The 17928-nt window shown below is 69.7% G+C and carries 17 protein-coding genes and 1 riboswitch; of the genes, 11 read left to right on the top strand and 6 right to left on the bottom strand.

Translation table 11 applies throughout. The annotated features are described in order from the left end of the window. Positions 1–192: 192 nt before the first annotated feature. The 3 genes from ADL25_RS19155 (at position 193) to ADL25_RS19145 (ending at position 2890) form a co-directional block, all read left to right on the top strand. Positions 193–777, top strand: a complete 585-nt coding sequence (locus tag ADL25_RS19155) for an ATP-binding protein (RefSeq protein WP_079050459.1) — start codon at positions 193–195, stop codon at positions 775–777. 95 nt (positions 778–872) lie between these two features. Beyond that, the gene (locus ADL25_RS19150) at positions 873–1706 is read left to right on the top strand and encodes a polysaccharide deacetylase family protein (RefSeq protein WP_079050458.1); all 834 of its coding nucleotides are present in this window, start codon (positions 873–875) and stop codon (positions 1704–1706) included. After that, positions 1706–2890 carry a hypothetical protein gene (locus ADL25_RS19145; protein WP_059128986.1) on the top strand — a complete coding sequence of 395 codons (1185 nt, stop codon included), beginning with the start codon at positions 1706–1708 and terminating at the stop codon, positions 2888–2890. Before ADL25_RS19150 ends, ADL25_RS19145 begins: the two co-directional genes overlap by 1 nt. A 34-nt stretch (positions 2891–2924) precedes the next feature. On the opposite strand, the gene ADL25_RS19140 is transcribed toward ADL25_RS19145, so the two are convergent. After that, complete coding sequence (locus tag ADL25_RS19140; RefSeq protein WP_059128985.1) at positions 2925–3563, bottom strand: GNAT family N-acetyltransferase; 639 nt, start codon at positions 3561–3563, stop codon at positions 2925–2927. 55 nt (positions 3564–3618) lie between these two features. Here ADL25_RS19140 and ADL25_RS19135 point away from each other — a divergent pair, with 55 nt between their 5' ends. The 3 genes from ADL25_RS19135 to ADL25_RS19125 all read left to right on the top strand — a co-directional run bounded on the left by ADL25_RS19135 (position 3619) and on the right by ADL25_RS19125 (position 5675). Beyond that, on the top strand, positions 3619–4530 hold the full coding sequence (locus ADL25_RS19135; RefSeq protein ID WP_059128984.1) for a MerR family transcriptional regulator: 912 nt from the start codon (positions 3619–3621) through the stop codon (positions 4528–4530). 64 nt (positions 4531–4594) lie between these two features. Continuing rightward, a complete protein-coding gene (locus ADL25_RS19130; RefSeq protein WP_059128983.1) occupies positions 4595–4807 on the top strand; it encodes an EF-hand domain-containing protein in 213 nt (70 codons plus the stop codon). Between the two features lie 4 nt (positions 4808–4811). Continuing rightward, on the top strand, positions 4812–5675 hold the full coding sequence (locus ADL25_RS19125) for an NADPH-dependent F420 reductase (RefSeq protein ID WP_267889260.1): 864 nt from the start codon (positions 4812–4814) through the stop codon (positions 5673–5675). 112 nt (positions 5676–5787) lie between these two features. Here the strand turns inward: ADL25_RS19125 and ADL25_RS19120 are convergent, their stop codons facing one another. The 5 genes from ADL25_RS19120 to gcvT form a co-directional block, all read right to left on the bottom strand. Continuing rightward, entirely contained in the window at positions 5788–6345 is a 558-nt protein-coding gene (locus ADL25_RS19120) for a glycoside hydrolase family 25 protein (RefSeq protein WP_059128981.1), read from the bottom strand. A gap of 222 nt (positions 6346–6567) precedes the next feature. Continuing rightward, entirely contained in the window at positions 6568–7935 is a 1368-nt protein-coding gene (locus ADL25_RS19115; protein ID WP_059128980.1) for an L-serine ammonia-lyase, read from the bottom strand. 90 nt (positions 7936–8025) lie between these two features. Then, on the bottom strand, positions 8026–9288 hold the full coding sequence (glyA, locus tag ADL25_RS19110) for a serine hydroxymethyltransferase (RefSeq protein WP_059128979.1): 1263 nt from the start codon (positions 9286–9288) through the stop codon (positions 8026–8028). Between the two features lie 16 nt (positions 9289–9304). Then, complete coding sequence (gene gcvH, locus ADL25_RS19105) at positions 9305–9682, bottom strand: glycine cleavage system protein GcvH (RefSeq protein ID WP_059128978.1); 378 nt, start codon at positions 9680–9682, stop codon at positions 9305–9307. Positions 9683–9790: 108 nt separating this feature from the next. Then, positions 9791–10912, bottom strand: a complete 1122-nt coding sequence (gcvT, locus tag ADL25_RS19100; RefSeq protein ID WP_059128977.1) for a glycine cleavage system aminomethyltransferase GcvT — start codon at positions 10910–10912, stop codon at positions 9791–9793. A 179-nt stretch (positions 10913–11091) separates the two neighbouring features. Further along, positions 11092–11193: riboswitch (glycine riboswitch) on the bottom strand. Between the two features lie 169 nt (positions 11194–11362). On the opposite strand from gcvT, the gene ADL25_RS19095 reads away from it, so the two are divergent. From ADL25_RS19095 to ADL25_RS19075, 5 genes are all read left to right on the top strand, one after another. Next, a complete protein-coding gene (locus tag ADL25_RS19095) occupies positions 11363–12040 on the top strand; it encodes an AAA family ATPase (protein WP_059128976.1) in 678 nt (225 codons plus the stop codon). A gap of 63 nt (positions 12041–12103) precedes the next feature. Continuing rightward, positions 12104–12895: an enhanced serine sensitivity protein SseB gene (locus ADL25_RS19090; RefSeq protein ID WP_059128975.1), complete on the top strand. Its 792-nt coding sequence runs from the start codon at positions 12104–12106 to the stop codon at positions 12893–12895. Between the two features lie 268 nt (positions 12896–13163). Then, complete coding sequence (locus ADL25_RS19085; protein ID WP_059128974.1) at positions 13164–13964, top strand: enhanced serine sensitivity protein SseB C-terminal domain-containing protein; 801 nt, start codon at positions 13164–13166, stop codon at positions 13962–13964. A gap of 1138 nt (positions 13965–15102) precedes the next feature. After that, entirely contained in the window at positions 15103–16101 is a 999-nt protein-coding gene (locus ADL25_RS19080; protein ID WP_059129004.1) for an ABC transporter permease, read from the top strand. A gap of 27 nt (positions 16102–16128) precedes the next feature. Then, positions 16129–17883 (top strand): ABC transporter substrate-binding protein, encoded by a 1755-nt coding sequence (locus ADL25_RS19075; RefSeq protein WP_059128973.1) that lies wholly within the window; start codon positions 16129–16131, stop codon positions 17881–17883. The last annotated feature ends 45 nt before the right edge of the window (positions 17884–17928 follow it).

Genomic DNA, 17928 nt, shown 5'->3' with positions numbered 1-17928 from the left:
AATCACCCCGGCCCTCTTGCAGTTGACGCCGTGTCTCACCCGAGGTCCCCCGACGGGCGGTTTATCGCAGCCTTAAGACAACCTTAAGTGCACCTCGGTGCGAGCACCTGGCGATTGCCCCCGACTGGTCTGTTTCCGCAGGTCAGTCGGGGTGCCGGTGGCCCTGAATTGCATCTGGCATATGCCGGGTGAATGGTGTGGAATGTGTGTTTCCGGGGGGCGTATTCCGCCGTAACACCTCCGGACGGCCCTGCGGGCGGCCATGATGGGTCCATGGCGGGGCTGGAGGGTATCGAACAGCCGCGGCGGCACGGGAGTGCAACCGCGGCACGCTGGTCGCCGGCGATCGAGGACGAACGGGCGCACAAGGCGCTGGAGTTGTTCGGGAACCCTACGGAGGCGGAGGTGCCGTTGCCGTCGCGGCCCGAATCCGCGGCAACCGCACGACGGCTCACCCAGGTCGTGATTCTGCGTCACTGGGGACTCACTCCGAGGATGACCGAGGATGCGGTCCTGCTCGTCTCCGAACTCGTCGGCAACGCGGTGCGGCACACCGGGGCGCGTGTCTTCGGGTTACGCATGCGGCGGCGCCGGGGCTGGATCCGTGTCGAGGTCCGCGATCCCTCCCGCGGGCTGCCCTGCCTGATGCCGGTCCAGGAACTGGACGTGAGCGGCAGGGGCCTCTTCCTCGTCGACAAGCTCTCCGACCGCTGGGGCGTCGACCTGCTTCCGCGCGGTAAGACGACCTGGTTCGAGATGCGGGTCGCCGACCGCTGATCCCCTGCGGTGCGTACCGTCCGCGGACCGGGTCGAGCGACCCGCCCCCGCGTCCATCGGGCCAATCGCCGCTTTTGGGACCTTCTCGCCCTTAAATGGGAAGGGTGACCACGCCCGTCCCTCCCACATCGCCGGACCCCGATACGGGCCCCGCGGATACGGTGCCCGACCGCCGCACGGCGCTGCGCGCGGGCGCGGGAGTCGCCGTGGGTGCGTTCGCCGCCGCCTGCTCCCCCGGCGGCAGCGTGGTGCACCGGCCTCTGCCCTCCCGCGCCGCCGGTACCTCGCGCACCTCGTCCGCGGCTCCGCCGCCCCGCTCCTATCCGCACCAGCCGGACCAGATCACCCACGGTCCACGGGACCACCCCAGGGTGGCGCTCACCTTCCACGGCCAGGGCGACCCCGGCATCACCCGGTCGATCCTCGACACGGCGGAGAAGGCGGGCGCGAAGGTCACGGTGCTCGCGGTCGGAACCTGGCTCGACGACCACCCGGACGTCGCCCGGCGCATCGTCGACGGCGGTCACGACCTCGGCAACCACACACTGCACCACCGCGGTATCAACACCATGTCCGAGTCGGACGCCACCGCCGAGATCCAGGGCTGCGCCGACCGTCTGCGGCGGCTCACCGGATCCATCGGCACCTGGTTCCGCCCCTCCCGCGCGCCCCGGGCGACCGACGCCGTCGCACGTGTTGCCCGCCGCGTCGGCTATCCGCACGTCCTGTCGTACGACGTCGACTCCCTCGACTACACCTCACCGGGCGCACCCGCCATCACCCGCAGGGTCGTCGACGAGGTCCGCAACGGTTCGGTGGTGAGCCTGCACCTCGGCTACCCGGACACGGTCACCGCCTTCCCCGTCCTTCTGCACGAACTCGACCACCGCGGCATCTCCGCGGTGACCGCCACGGAGCTGCTGAGCTGATGCACCCCACGACCGTCACGCGTGTACTGATCGCAGGCGCCGCACTCACCGCACTCACCGCGCTGGCCGGCTGCGGCATCGGCCCGTCCCACAAGGACGAGACCCGTCCGTCCAGGAGCGCCGTCGCGCCCACCCAGCAGCAGCGGACGGTCCAGACCCTGCCGGGCATGCCCCCGGTGCTCGATCCGAAGGACCTCTACGCCGCGGACCGTCCCAACCGGCTCTCCGAGGTGGTCAAGGACTTCCCGTCCCGCGTCTACGTCCCCAACACCAACTCCAACACGGTGTCCGTCATCGACCCCGGGACGTACAAGGTCATCGAGACGATCCGGGTCGGCCGCCAGCCCCAGCACGTCGTGCCGTCCTGGGACCTGAAGACACTCTGGGTCAACAACGACCTGGGCAACTCCCTCACCCCCATCGACCCGAGGACCGGGAAGGCGGGCGATCCGGTCGACGTCCACGACCCCTACAACCTGTATTTCACGCCGAACGGCAAATACGCGGTGGTGATGGCGTCCAAGGACCGCAGGCTGGTCTTCCGCGACGCACACACCATGAAGGTGGCGAAGTCCCTGCCGGTCGACTGTTCGGGCGTCAACCACGCCGACTTCTCGATCGACGGCCGCTACTTCATCGTCTCCTGCGAGTTCAGTGGCGAACTCCTCAAGGTCGACACCGAGAAGATGGAGGTGATCGGCCGGCAGAAGCTGCCGTTGCGCGGGGCCATGCCGCAGGACGTGAAGATCTCGCCGGACGGCAGGACGTTCTACATCGCGGACATGGTGGCCGACGGGCTGTGGATCCTCGACGGCGACCGCTTCGGCGAGCCCTCCTTCCTGCGCACCGGCAAGGGTGCCCACGGCCTCTACGTGAGCCGGGACTCCCGCGAGATGTACATCTCCAACCGCGGCGAGGGCACCGTCTCCGTGTTCGACTTCGCGACGCACCGGCTGGTCAAGAAATGGCGGCTGCCCCAGGGCGGCAGCCCCGACATGGGCGGTGTCTCGACGGACGGCACGGTGCTGTGGCTCTCCGGGCGCTACAACTCCGAGGTGTACGCGATCGACACCCGGACGGGGCGTCAACTGGCCCGCATCAAGGTAGGAAGCGGTCCGCACGGCCTCGCCGTCTACCCGCAGCCGGGCCGCTACTCGCTGGGTCACACGGGTGTCTTCCGATGACGCGCGGCCGCTCGTGGCGCCGGACTGCCACACGCTAGGGCGCGAGGAAGAGCGCCTCCGAGGCCACCGGGCGGTAACCGGCCGCCTGCAACGCCCGCAGACTGCGGGCGTTGCCCGCCGACACCTGGGCCCACACCGGCTCGCCCGCGCTCAGCCGCCGCGCCGCCGAGACCAGCGCACGTCCCAGTCCCCGGTGCCGTGCCTCCGGGGCCACCTCGACGGCGACCTCCAGGCGTCCGGCCACCCCGCGCCCGAGGACGAGCAGACCGCCTTGTGCTGTCCACACCCGCACGTCGTCCCGGCGCCTGCGCGAGCCGACCACCCGAGGATGGCCCGGGTCCTCGACCGGCCGCAGCGGCAACGGCGGTTCACCGGCCAGCGCGGACCCGACCACGAGCACGTCGATCGTGTCGGTCGTGCGCCCGGTGCGTTCCATGAAGGCGGCGAGGAATCGGGCGTTCATCGTCGCGGCCAGCGCGTCGCACTCGATGCCCCGCAGTGTTCCGCGCACCCAGTCCGGGTCCTCGTCCGTGAACACCACGGAGTGCGCGGTGAAGGCGATGATCCCCGCGTCACGGGGGGAGTGCTGGCGTACGACCGTGGTACCGCCGTCCGCCGGAGGGAAGACGCCCCGCGCCGCGGCGTCCAGAATGTCCCGCAGACCATCGGCCATGAGTGCGTCTCCTCGGCTTGAGTCTCCACCCACTGGAAGGCCCACACTCGCAGACATGATCGAGAACGGCACCGGCCTTTTCACCATCGGCGAACTGGCCAGGGCGACCGGACTGACCGTCCGCACCATTCGCTACTGGTCTGACGAGGACGCCCTGCCCCCGGTGGCCCGCTCCTCGGGCGGCTACCGGTTGTACGACGCCGCGTCCGTGGCGCGCCTCGAGCTGATCCGCACCCTGCGCGAACTGGGTCTCGGCCTGGCGGACGTGCGCAGGGTACTGGGCGGCGAGGCAACGGTCGCCGAGGTGGCGGCCGCGCATGTGGCGGCCCTGGACGCGCAGATCCGCGCTCTGAAGGTGACCCGGGCGGTGCTGTCGACCGTGGCGCGACGTGGTTCGAGTGCGGAGGAGATGACCCTGATGAACAAACTGGCGAGGCTGTCGGCGGCCGAGCGGAAACGGATCATGGAGGAGTTCGTGGAGGAGCTGCTCCACGGGCTCGACACGGTGGACCCGGCGATCCGGGAGCGGATGCGGCGTTCCGCGGCGGACCTGCCGGAGGACCCGACACCCGAGCAGGTCGACGCCTGGGTGGAACTGGCCGAGATGCTCCAGGACCCGGACTTCCGGGCCACGATGCGGAAGGCGACCGAGTTCAACGCCGCGGACCGGGGACCCGACGTCCCTGCCGGTGCGTCCCTGTGGTTCGTCAAGCGCCTGGTGGAGTTGGCGGGGGCGGCACGGGAGCGGGGGATCGCGCCGGAGACCCCGGCAGCCGATCCGGTGCTGCACGACCTGCTCGGGGATGCCGACCGGGCCGCCGTACTGGACCGCATGGAGACGGCCTTCGACGAACGGGTCGCCCGCTACCGTGAACTGCTGTGCGTCGTCAACGGGCAGCCGGCGCCGCAGCACAGGGAAGAGTTCGCCTGGGTGGTCGCCGCACTGAGGGCGCGGACGGGCCGTTAATCTGACCTCGTCAGTAGGACGGCCGTACGACGCGACGGCAGAGGCACCATGAAGGGGCGGATCGGTGGCGGACATCGAGGAAGCACGCAAGCAGTTCGAGCGGATCGATGCGGACGGTGACGGATTCATCACCGCCGCCGAGTTCAAGTCCGCCCTGGCCCAGGGGGGCGACTGGAACGTCACCGACACCGTGGCGGAGGCCGTCATCAGGACCCGCGACCTCAACGGCGACAAGGTCCTGTCGTTCGACGAGTTCTGGACCTACCTGAGCAGCTGAGCCGATGACGAGGGGGTGTCCTTGTCCCGGCCGGGACAAGGACACCCCCTCGTCGTACCCGGCACCGGAGTCGCGTCGCACCCGGCCCCGCCCTAACGGGGTCACCCCGACGGCGTACATCCGGAATAGTCCGCCGGAGCCCGAGGTTGGTGCTGCCCACAACCCTGTGCAAGGGCACCGACCCCCCGGAAGGGCGAGGCGAGTCATGAAGATCGGCATCATCGGCGCGGGCAACATCGGCGGCAATCTCACCCGGCGGCTCACCGCCCTCGGACACGACGTCTCCGTGGCCAACTCCCGCGGCCCGCAGACACTCAAGGCACTGGCCGAGGAGACGGGCGCGACGCCCGTCACCGTCACGGAGGCGGCCCGCGACGCCGAGGTGGTCGTGATCACGGTCCCGGTGAAGGCGGTCCCGGACCTGCCGTCCGGCCTGCTGGACGGGGCGGCGCCGGGGGCCGCCGTGATCGACACCGGCAACTACTACCCCCGGGAGCGGGACGGCAGGATCGCGGGCATCGAGGACGAGGGACTCACCGAGAGCCGCTGGACCGAACGGCAGATCGGCCACCCCGTCGTCAAGGCCTTCAACGGCACCTTCGCCCAGGACATCCTGGAGCGCCCGCGCCCCGCCGGCGACCCCGACCGTATGGCGCTGCCGGTCGCGGGCGACGACGAGGCGGCCAAGCGCCGGGTGCGGGACCTCATCGACGCCCTCGGTTTCGACACGGTCGACGCGGGCGGCATCGACGACTCCTGGCGCCAGCAGCCCAACACCCCGGTCTACGGCCTGAGGGCGGGCGTCGACGCCGTCACCGGGGCGCTGGCCGAGGCCTCGCCCGAGCGCACACCGGAGTTCCGCGGCTAGGGGCTGTCGTTCGGATCAGGTCGGCTGGGAGCGACCGTGCTTGTCGATCGACCCGAGCGGGGCGTGGCCCCGGTCGGCGGCCGTTTCGCACCGGGCCCCGCGCGGCGCGCGGTCACGCTCCGGCCGCCCACGTGCTCAGGGCGGCCTTGCTGGTGAAGTCGGCGACGTCCCGGTCCAGGGGGTCGGAGGTGTACTGATGGAAGAGCCACTTCGCCTTGATGCGGGGCTTGCCCGCCGTCACGTAATCGGCGATCCACAGACCGTCGCCGGCGTACGAGGTGGTGTCGATGTTCAGCCAGAAGTTGCGGCTCGCGTAGAGGAGAACCCGGTTGTGCGGCCGGAGCTGTTTGACCCTGCGGATGAACTGGTCCTTCTCGGCGTTGCTCGCGTGCGTGCCGTCGCCGGTCGTCTCCCAGTCCACGGCCAGCAGGTCGCCGGCCCTTTCAGGGGCGTTGGCGACGAAGTAGTCCGCCTGCGCCGAGATGTTGCCCGGCCACAGGAAGTGGTAGAAGCCGGCCACGCAGCCGGCGTCCTGTGCGGTCTTCGTCTGTGCGGTGAGTTTGGGGTTCACATACGAACGCCCCTCCGTCGCCTTGATGAAGACGAAGGAGAGGCCGTCCGTGTCGTATGAGGACGATTGGTAGGCGCTGATGTCGATGCCTCGCAGCATGGGGGCTCCCTGAAGTGTGCTGGTGGGGGACAGGGATGGATGCCTTGTCACCATGACACGGGTGATATGCCCCAAAAGCTGGATGTTCAGCCCTGGTTGACGGCAGGATCCGGTTCGCGCCGTGGCCGGCGCCTTCGGAACCCCCGGTCGCCCTCGTCTTCGCACTCGCCAACTTCGCTCAGGCGAGGTCGAGTTGATGGAAGCCGAGTCGGACGGTGCCCGTCAGCACTCGATGATGTTCACGGCGAGACCGCCGCGCGCCGTCTCCTTGTACTTCACGCTCATGTCGGCACCGGTCTCCTTCATGGTCTTGATGACCTTGTCGAGGGAGACCTTGTGGCTGCCGTCGCCGCGCATCGCCATGCGTGCCGCCGTGACGGCCTTGACCGCCGCCATGCCGTTGCGCTCGATGCACGGGATCTGCACCAGACCGCCGACCGGGTCGCAGGTCAGGCCCAGGTTGTGCTCCATGCCGATCTCGGCCGCGTTCTCGACCTGCTCCGGTGTGCCGCCCAGCACCTCCGCGAGCGCGCCCGCCGCCATCGAGCAGGCCGAGCCGACCTCGCCCTGGCAGCCGACCTCGGCACCGGAGATGGACGCGTTCTCCTTGAAGAGCATGCCGATCGCGCCGGCGGCGAGCAGGAAGCGCACGACACCCTCCTCGTCGGCGCCGGGCACGAAGTTGATGTAGTAGTGCAGTACGGCGGGGATGATGCCCGCGGCGCCGTTCGTCGGAGCCGTGACCACGCGGCCGCCCGCCGCGTTCTCCTCGTTCACCGCCATCGCGTAGAGCGTGATCCACTCCATGGCGCGGGAGAGCGGGTCGCCCTCGGCGCGCAGCTGGCGGGCGGTGACGGCAGCGCGCCGGCGCACCCGGAGACCGCCCGGCAGGATTCCCTCACGCGACATGCCGCGCGCCACGCACGCCTGCATCACCCGCCAGATCTCCAGCAGGCCCTCGTGGATCTCCTCCTCCGTGCGCCAGGCCCGCTCGTTCTCCAGCATCAGCGACGAGATCGACAGGCCCGTCTCCTTCGTCAGGCGCAGCAGCTCGTCGCCCGTGCGGAAGGGGTATTTCAGCACCGTGTCGTCCAGCTTGATGCGGTCCGCGCCCACCGCGTCCTCGTCGACGACGAAGCCGCCGCCCACGGAGTAGTACGTCTTCGACAGCAGCTCGTCGCCTGAGGCGTCGAACGCCCACAGCGTCATGCCGTTCGCGTGGTAGGGGAGGGTCTCGCGGCGGTGCAGGACCAGGTCGTCGTCGAAGGAGAAGGCGATCTCGTGCTCGCCGAGCAGCCGGATCCGGCCGGTGGTCCTGATGTCCTCCACCCGCTGGTCGGCGGTCTCCACATCCACCGTGCGCGGCGAGTCGCCCTCCAGGCCGAGCAGCACCGCCTTGGGCGTGCCGTGGCCGTGGCCGGTGGCGCCGAGCGAGCCGTACAGCTCCGCCCGTATGGACCCGGCCGAGTCCAGCAGGCCCTCGTTGCGCAGTCGCAGGGCGAACATGCGCGCAGCGCGCATGGGGCCGACCGTGTGGGAGCTGGACGGGCCGATACCGATCGAGAACAGGTCGAAGACCGAGATGGCCACGGTGACTCCTCAGGTACAGGGGGTGGTGCAGGGGGCGGGGCACCGCGCACGACGCATGTGCTTCCAGTGTGCGCGATGCCCCGAGGTGTCTTACTTCCGCAGGCCCGGGTACAGCGGGTGCTTGTCGGCCAGGGCCGTGACCCGGGCCTTCAGCGCCTGCGCGTCGTAGGACGGCTTGAGCGCCTGCGCGATGACGTCCGCGACCTCGGCGAAGTCCGCGGCCGTGAAGCCGCGGGTCGCCAGGGCGGGCGTACCGATGCGCAGACCCGAGGTGACCATCGGCGGACGCGGGTCGTTCGGGATCGCGTTGCGGTTGACCGTGATGCCGACCTCGTGCAGCCGGTCCTCGGCCTGCTGTCCGTCGAGATCGGAGTCGCGCAGGTCGACGAGGACGAGGTGCACGTCGGTGCCGCCGGACAGCACGTCCACGCCCACGGCCCTGACATCGTCCTTCACCAGACGCTCGGCGAGGATCCGCGCGCCCTCCAGGGTCCGGCGCTGCCGCTCCCTGAACTCCTCGGTGCCGGCGATCTTGAAGGCGACGGCCTTGGCGGCGATCACGTGCTCCAGCGGTCCGCCCTGCTGACCGGGGAAGACCGCGGAGTTGATCTTCTTGGCCAGCTCGGCGGTGGACAGGATCACACCACCGCGAGGGCCGCCCAGCGTCTTGTGGGTCGTGGTGGTGACGACATGGGCGTGCGGCACCGGGTTCGGGTGCAGGCCCGCCGCGACGAGACCGGCGAAGTGCGCCATGTCGACCATGAGGTACGCGCCGACCTCGTCCGCGATCCGGCGGAAGGCGGCGAAGTCCAGCTGCCGCGGGTAGGCGGACCAGCCGGCCACGATCAGCTTCGGCCGGTTCTCCTTGGCCAGGCGCTCGACCTCGTCCATGTCGACGACACCGCCGTCGCCGACATGGTAGGCGACCACGTTGTAGAGCTTGCCGGAGAAGTTGATCTTCATTCCGTGGGTCAGGTGCCCGCCGTGAGCGAGGTTGAGACCCATGATCGTGTCGCCGGGCTGCAGCAGCGCGAACATCGCGGCCGCGTTCGCCTGTGCGCCGGAGTGCGGCTGCACATTGGCGTGCTCGGCGCCGAAGAGCTCCTTGATGCGGTCGATGGCGATCTGCTCGACCACGTCGACGTGCTCACAGCCGCCGTAGTAGCGGCGGCCGGGATAGCCCTCGGCGTACTTGTTGGTGAGGACCGAGCCCTGCGCCTCCATGACCGCGACCGGAGCGAAGTTCTCCGAGGCGATCATCTCGAGGGTGGACTGCTGGCGGTCCAGCTCGGCGTCGACGGCCGCGGCGACGTCCGGGTCGAGCTCGTGCAGGGGCGTGTTCAGAAGCGACATGTGGTGCTGTGACTCCTCAGCCGGCGATGTGAGTGTCGTACTCGTCGGCGGTGAGCAGGTCGGCGGGCTCCTCCGTGACGCGCACCTTGAACAGCCAGCCGCCCTCGAAGGGGGCGGAGTTCACCAGCGACGGATCGTCGACCACGTCCTCGTTGACCGCCGTGACCTCGCCGCCGACCGGCGAGTAGAGGTCGCTCACCGACTTGGTCGACTCCAGCTCGCCGCAGGTCTCGCCCGCGGCCACCGTGTCACCGACCTCCGGGAGCTGGACGAACACGACATCGCCGAGGGCGTTGGCCGCGTGCTCGGTGATACCGACCGTCGCGACGCCGTCCTCGGCGGCCGACAGCCACTCGTGCTCCTTGCTGTAACGCAGCTGCTGGGGGTTGCTCATGGCCTGAATTCTCCTGAAGGTCGGAGGAGTGTGGTGATGGGGGACTGCTGGAGACGCTCGTGAGCAGGGACGGACGCGATCGCGGTCCCGTCCGCCCTGGCCCAGTCTCTACTTCTGGCGCTTGTAGAACGGCAGCGCCACGACCTCGTAGGGTTCGTGGCTGCCCCGGATGTCCACCCCGACCCCGGGGGCGCCCGGCACGGAGTGCGCGGCATCGACGTACGCCATCGCGATCGGCTTGCCCAGCGTGGGGGAGGGCGCACCCGAGGTGACCTCGCCGATGACCTCGCCGCCCGATACGACCGCGTAACCGGCGCGCGGGACGCGGCGGCCCTCGGCGACCAGGCCGACCAGGACGCGCGGCGGGTTCTGCTCGGCGCGCTCGGCGGCCCGGAGCAGCGCCTCGCGCCCCACGAAGTCGCCCTCCTTCTCGAACTTCACGACCCGGCCGAGTCCGGCGTCGAACGGGGTCAGGGCCATGGTGAGCTCGTGGCCGTACAGCGGCATGCCCGCCTCGAGGCGCAGCGTGTCCCGGCAGGAGAGGCCGCAGGGGATGAGACCCACCGGCGAGCCCGCCTCCGTCAGCGCCAGCCACAGCTTCTCGGCGTGCTCCGGGGCGACGAACAGCTCGAAGCCGTCCTCCCCCGTGTAGCCGGTGCGGGCGATGAGCGCCGGGACGCCGGCGACCGTGCCGGGCAGCCCCGCGTAGTACTTCAGTCCGTCGAGGTCGGCGTCGGTCAGCGACTTCAGGATGCCGGGGGACTCGGGGCCCTGTACGGCGATCAGCGCGTAGGCGTCCCGGTCGTCGCGCACCTCGGCCTCGAACCCGGCCGCCCGCTCCTGGAGCGCGTCCAGCACGGTCCGCGCGTTGGAGGCGTTGGCGACGACCATGTACTCCTGCTCACCGAGCCGGTACACGATCAGGTCGTCCAGGATGCCGCCGTCCTCCTGGCAGATCATGGTGTAGCGGGCGCGGCCGACACCGAGGGAGGAGATGTTGCCGACCAGGGCGTGATCGAGGAGCCGGTTCGCCTGGGGCCCGGTGACCGTGATCTCACCCATGTGCGAGAGGTCGAACAGACCTGCCTTCGTACGGACGGCCAGGTGCTCGTCACGCTCGGACCGGTAGCGCAGGGGCATGTCCCAGCCGGCGAAGTCGGTCATCGTCGCGCCCAGCGAACGATGCAGGGCATCGAGCGCGGTACGGCGCAGGGGGCTGTTGCTGCTCATCGGTTGTGCTCCCGGGGCGATGGGTCCCTCGCACGGGCGAGCCGGGCGCAGGGGAGGGCGAGGTCGTTCCTCCCCATCTGTCATCGGAACCTGAGAGGTTCGCCATGACTCCCGAGACGGGTCGTCAGGGCTTGCACCTTGGGTGGAGCCACCAGAAGCGGCCCGCTTTCCAGATGTGCCTCGCCCGCGCGGTATCGGGGCCTGAGAGATTCAAGGGAGGGACTTGCTCCTTCGGCGTCCGGCACACAGACGTGTGCCCGGAACTCTCCCGCGCGGATTCAAGCGGCCGGTATGCAGTTGGCGCGCACATCATTGCACGCATCGCCCCGTGGTGGCAGGGCGGCATCTGTGACCGGCTTGTGGCGGCACCAGCATGAAAACGAGAGACCAGCGCATTACCTTCTCTTTACACTCGACGGGCAGGCAACTTCCTGACCCATGGGGAGGGCGATGACGGTGAACAGGACGACGGTGTACGCCACCACCTCGGGCCTCGCGGTGTCCGAGCAGCCCGGTGCCCCGGTGCGGGGTGCCTGCGGACCGCTGCGCAAGGGCGTGGTCCGCGATCTGCGCGACCGCGCGGGCCGCAGCCCGCAAGGGCTCACCTTCCCCGCGGGCGACGTCGTCGTCGTCACGGGTCTGCCCGGCAGCGGCAAGTCCACGCTGATGCGACGCGCCGTGCGAGGTGTCCGGGTCGACTCCCAGGACACCAGGGACCGCTGGGACACCCGTCTGGCCCGCTTCCTTCCCTACGCGGTGTACCGCCCCCTCGTCCGCCTGGCGCACTACGCGGGTCTGCACCGCGCCCTGCGCGCCGGTACCGGAGTGGTCGTGCACGATTGCGGCACACAGCCCTGGGTGCGCGGCTGGCTGGCCCGCTCGGCACGGCGCCGCGGCGGCACGCTCCGGCTGCTCGTGCTCGACGTCTCCGCGGACACGGCCCTGGACGGACAGCAGGCACGCGGCCGCGGCGTCTCGCGGTACGCGTTCCTCAGGCACCGCCGGGTAACCCGCCGGCTGCTGCGCTCCGTCGAGCAGGGCCGGCTGCCCGAGGGCTGCGGCTCGGCGGTGCTGCTCGACCGGGACGCGGCGGACGTCCTGCGCCGGATCGACTTCGCGGCCGAATGACCGCCCGCGCGCACCCGCTAGCCTTTTGTGCCACAGCAGTGGTTCTGAGCAGGCGGTAAGCAGATGGATCTTCCGGCGGACCTTCCCGCGGACTTCCCCCCACAGGCACAGCCCCATCCGCACGGCGGATGGCCCGGCAACGAACTGGAGGAGGTGCTCTCCGCCTCCCTCGGCGTCCCCGGGGCAGGCGGCCGGATCATCGAGGTACTCGGTCGCAGCTTCCTCTGGGTGCCGCTGCCCGGCGACGGCGGCCCGCACAGCGGGCCGCTGGACCTGCCCACGCTGGAGATCGAGGGGCAGGTGTTCGTCCCGGTGTTCAGCTCGGAGGAGCAGTTCCGCCAGGTCGTCGGCAACCACATGTCGTACACGATCGCCCCCGCCGTCGAGTTCGCCCGCGGGCTGCCCGCACAGGTCGGGATCGCGGTCAATCCGGGCGGGGTGGTCGGTGTGCCGGTGCCGCCGGACGCGGTGGCCGAGCTGTGCCGCGCCGGCACGACCGCGCTGGACGGCCTCGTGAGCGGCGGCCGGGTCCGTCTCTTCGAACCGGACTGGCAGGAGGAACCGGTCGACTTCCTGGCCGCCGCCTCCGCCGAGTTCGCCGCGACCGGGGTGGTGCTGAGCGCGCGGCGCTGCCTGGCGGCCATCGAGACCACCGACCCGGTGATGTTCATAGGCGTCGAACTCGTCGCCGCGGGACCGGACGCGCGCACGCCCGCGCTGGACGCGCTCGGCCGGGCGCTCGCCAGGGTGCCGGTGGGGACACCCGTGAACATGGTGTTCCTGGACGTGGCGCAGGACCCGGTGGGGGACTGGATGCGCGAGCGGGTGCGCCCCTTCTACCAGTACGGTTACTGAACCGCCGGCGAGCGCGGGGCCCGACGCCCGGACGATGTGGGGCGGCGCTCGTCAAGTTGCTGTCAAGATGGCGCCTTAACCTGGTTTCATGGCCGGAGCGGGGGAAGCTCGCGACCGGCCGGGGGCCGGCCCGCGGCGATCCGCATGGGGGTGTGGTGTCCCCGGGCAAGGAAGAATGGCTCGGTCGGGGCGGTGCGGCTCGGTTCGCGCCGGCGCTCGGGAGACATCCTTCGGGGTTGTCAGGTTCGTGGTGAAGGGGCGGTAGAGGGTGAGCGCGTCGGGCACGGCCGCGGCCGGGCAGGTCGAGCACATGCTGCGCCAGGTGACGCCCGGGCGTTACGACGCCTACGAGGCGCTTCTTCGCGCGCTCGCGACCCCGTCGTCCGGCCAGGTCTGGATGCTGCTCTGGCACGGCCAGGCCGGATCCCCCGACGCCCAGTACGGGAACATGGAGGTGGACGGCCACGGCTACGCGCCCTGTGTCACCTCCGCCCAGGAGCTCTCGGCCAGCGGCTGGAACCGCTCGTACGAAGTGGTCGACGGCCTCGACGCGGCCCGCACCCTCTACCCGGACCACTACGGGCTGTGGCTCAACCCGCACGCACCGGGCGGCGGCGTCGGCATCCCCTGGCCGGATCTGCGGCGGATCGCCACCGGTCTCGAGCGCCAGCCCGCCGGACCGCTGCGGCTGTCCGAACCGGCCATCGAGATCCCGCAGTTCTACGCCCTCCTCGCGCAGAACGCGCACCGCACTCCCGCGCTCCGCTCGCTGCGCCGGGCCTGGGTGCAGCCCGCCCTCGGCGCGCCGTACCTGGCGATCGGCCTGGATGTGTACGACACCTCGCCGCCCGCCGTCGACTCGGTACGCGCGATGATGCAGCAGTCGATCGTCGCCGTGCCCGACGGCCTGCCCGTGTCGACCGTCGTGATGTCCGACGACTACGACCCCGTCGTGCTGTGGCTGCGTGCCGGCGCCCGTCCGTTCTACGACCGTGAGGCCCACGCGGCCCCGGTCCAGGCTCCCGCGGCCGGAGGCTACGGGTACCCGCCGGTCGGCGGGGGCTACTGACCTCCTTCCCCCTCCCCGCCGGACCGCTCGCCGCGCCGGCCGCTGCCGTCGACGTGTCCGCTGCGGGGGATGGCCCTCGGTGCGGCAGGTGCCCGGGCCGGGACGTGCAGCTGCCGCGGGACCGCGTCGCCGTCGCCGCTCACGCGGCTCAGAGGGCTCAACGGTGCTTCGGGGCGGGCGAGTTGCCCCGTCCGGATGCCCTTGCGCGACGACCACCCCCGGTGCCGCCGTACGTGGTCCACCCCCGATCGACGGGGTACGTGCCGGGTCCGACGGCCCGCTGAAGGGTGCCTGACGAACTAACTCGTGATCATGGCCCCGAAGGCGCGGTGACGGTGGCGCAGCCCCGTACGGGACCGTGCACCGTGTCCGCCTGTGCCGCCCGTCCTCCGTCAAGGCACCGAGTGCCAGGGGACCTGCGGCCCGCTCACAACAGGCGAATCGTTCCTGCAGTGGATTCTCCCTTGCAGACAGGGTCGGTTCCGCAGGTACGGCGTCATACTGACCGGGCGTCAGCCTGGCCTCGGCCGGCGTGGGCGGGCCCGGGCGACGCATGTCGTCGAGCTCGGCCCGGGTGAGACGCCGGCTCCGGCGTCGTGACTGTGAAGATCGCCCGGCACCCGGCAGCGGCCCGCCGTCGGAGGATCCGCGGTGATCACGCACCGGATCGCAAAGCTTCGCCGGCGGGAAAGGCGGTTGGCCCCGGAATTTCGGTGCATGGTGCATCGGAGTGCCCCGCAACGGGGGAAACCCCCTGCCGGCGCGCTTCCGGCCTCCTGGCCTGCAAGTGCTGCAACCGCGAGGTGCGAACGGTGCGGGAGTGCCGGATGTTTCGTGGACGAGGTTTCGGCGGCCCCTCGTCCGGTAGGCGCGCCTCGTTGTCCGGATAACAGAATCCCCCAGTCGTCATCACGGTTACGCATACTTTCTCCATCAGACCTGGCGCGTGATCGTGAACGCGTTGAAGACTCGCCTCTCAGACGCGAGGCCATCGATCCTGCGATCGAACCAATCACTGGATCAGTTGGACAGTTGGGCCGCCACCATCGTGCGGCCGCCGCGGAGCACGTAAGCGAATCAAGCCGCCCACAGCGGCGGACAAAGGCCGGTGACCACCGGCCAGAGGGGTCAGGTCATTGTGACCGCACCGATCGAGACCACCGGCGCGGAGGCCGGAGCGCCGCCCGAATCTGTGCTCTCCGGGGCCAAGAAGAGCCAGATCGAGGGGCGTTCCCTCAGTCAGATCGCCTGGACCCGGTTCAAGCGGGACAAGGTGGCGGTGGCAGGTGGCATCGTCGTCATCCTGCTCGTGCTGATGGCGGTGCTCGCCAAGCCGATCGAGTGGATCTTCGGGCTCGACCCCGACAAGTTCCACCAGGACCTCATCGACCCTGCGCTGCTGGCGCCGAAGGGCGCCTGGGGCGGCATGAGTTGGGCGCACCCGCTGGGCGTGGACCCGCAGTACGGCCGCGACATGCTCGCCCGGATCATCGACGGTTCCTGGGTCTCGCTCCTGGTCGCCGGCGGTGCCACGCTCCTCTCGGTGGTCATCGGTACCGTGCTGGGCGTCGTCGCCGGCTACTACGGCGGCTGGATCGACAGCGTCATCAGCCGGCTCATGGACACCTTCCTGGCGTTCCCGCTGCTGCTCTTCGCCATCGCCATCTCGGCCTCGGTGCAGGACGGCTTCTTCGGCCTGAACGGCCTGTCGCTGCGTATCTGCGTGCTGATCTTCGTGATCGGCTTCTTCAGCTGGCCCTACATCGGTCGTATCGTGCGCGCCCAGACGATGACGCTGCGGCGCCGGGAGTTCGTGGAGGCTGCCCACAGCCTGGGTGCCCGCGGCCCGTACATCCTGTTCCGGGAGCTGCTCCCCAACCTCGTCGCGCCGATCCTCGTCTACTCGACGCTGATCATTCCGACGAACATTCTCTTCGAGGCCGCGCTGAGCTTCCTCGGAGTCGGTATCGCTCCGCCGCAGGCTTCCTGGGGCGGCATGCTCAGCAACGCCGTGGATCTCTACACCGCAGATCCGCAGTACATGTTCGTGCCCGGTCTGGCGATCTTCATCACCGTCCTGGCATTCAACCTGCTGGGTGACGGGCTGCGTGATGCGCTCGATCCTCGCAGCAAGTGATCCATCGATAGAGGGGGCTTTCCTCACGTGAAGACGAGAAGGGTAACCGCCGCCGTGGCGACGGTCATCGCGCTCTCGCTGGGCGCTGCCGCGTGTGGCGGCGGCGGAGGCGGCAACAACAGCAGCAACGGCGGTAACGCCAAGAAGGACGCGGCGCTGGACTCCATCGTCAACGCGTCGAGCAAGAAGGGGGGGACGGTCAACCTCGAGGACTCGGACGTGCCGGACTCCCTGGACCCGGGCAACACGTACTACGGCTTCGTGCAGAACTTCTCGCGTCTCTACGCGCGTACGCTCGTCACGTTCAAGCCGGCCGCCGGCAAGGACGGCCTCACGGTTGTCCCGGACCTCGCCGAGTCCCTCGGCAAGGCCAGCGCCGACGCCAAGACCTGGACGTACCACCTGCGCTCCGGCCTGAAGTTCGAGGACGGCACGCCGATCACGTCCAAGGACGTCAAGTACGCGATTGAGCGCTCCAACTTCGCGCCCGAGGCCCTCTCCAACGGCCCGACGTACTTCAAGGCCTACCTCGAGGGCGGCGACAAGTACAAGGGTCCCTACAAGGACAAGTCGCCCGACGGCCTGAAGTCCATCGAGACGCCGGACGACCAGACGATCGTCTTCCACCTGGCGAAGCCGTTCGCTGACTTCGACTACCTGGCCACCTTCTCCCAGACGGCCCCCGTGCCGGCGGCGAAGGACGACGGCGCCAAGTACGTCCAGCACATCGTGTCCTCGGGCCCCTACAAGTTCCAGTCGTACGAGGAGGGCGCCAGCGCCTCCCTCGTCCGCAACCCGAACTGGGACCCGAAGTCGGACCCGATCCGCAAGGCGCTGCCGGACAAGATCAACGTCAAGTTCAAGGTCAACGGCGTCACCATCGACAACAACCTGATGGCTGACAAGACCACGGCGGACATCGCCGGCGCGGGTGTGCAGCCGCAGACCCAGCCGCGCATCCTGTCCGGCAAGTACTCGAAGCAGACGGACAACTCCTACGCGGGCGCCACGGGTTACATGGCCCTGAACGTGAACGTTGCTCCGTTCAACAACGAGCACTGCCGCAAGGCGGTCCAGTGGGCCCTCGACAAGCAGTCGGTGCTCGACGCCATGGGCGGTTCGCCCAAGGGTGACGTGGCCACCACGCTGCTGCCGCCGTCGGTCAACGGCTACACCAAGTTCGACACCTACCCGACCCCGGGCAACAAGGGTGACGCGGCCAAGGCCAAGGAAGAGCTCAAGGCGTGCGGTCAGCCGAACGGCTTCTCCACCACGCTGACGGCCCGTTCCGACCGTGCCTCCGAGGTCGCGGCCGCCACGGCCATCCAGAACTCGCTGAAGGCCGTCGGCATCAAGGTCGACATCAAGCAGTACCCCTCCGGCAAGTACTTCTCCAACTTCGCCGGTGTCCCGAGCTACGTCCACCAGCACAAGCTCGGCATGATGATGATGGCGTGGGGCGCCGACTGGCCGACCGGCTACGGCTTCCTCGACCAGATCATCGACGGTTCGGCCATCAAGCCCTCGGGCGGCAACAACCTGATGGAGCTGAACGACCCGAAGATCAACAAGGCCCTTGCGGACGCGATCGCCAACACCGACTCGGCGGCCCGCACCAAGGCCTGGGGCGACATCGACAAGATGGTCATGGACAACGCCTCGGTCGTCCCGCTCGTCTACCGCAAGAACCTGCTGATCAGGCCTACGTCCGCGACCAACGTCACGGTCACGCAGGCGTACCTCGGCATGTACGACTACACGCTGCTGAGCTCCTCGAAGTAACAGCAGGCCGGATACCCCCGAAAGGCAGGTGAAGGCACCGGGTGG

Origin of the sequence: Streptomyces sp. NRRL F-5122, assembly GCF_001507435.1 — a bacterium.
Lineage (GTDB): Bacteria > Actinomycetota > Actinomycetes > Streptomycetales > Streptomycetaceae > Streptomyces > Streptomyces lannensis.
This window is presented reverse-complemented; position numbering and strand designations above follow the sequence as displayed.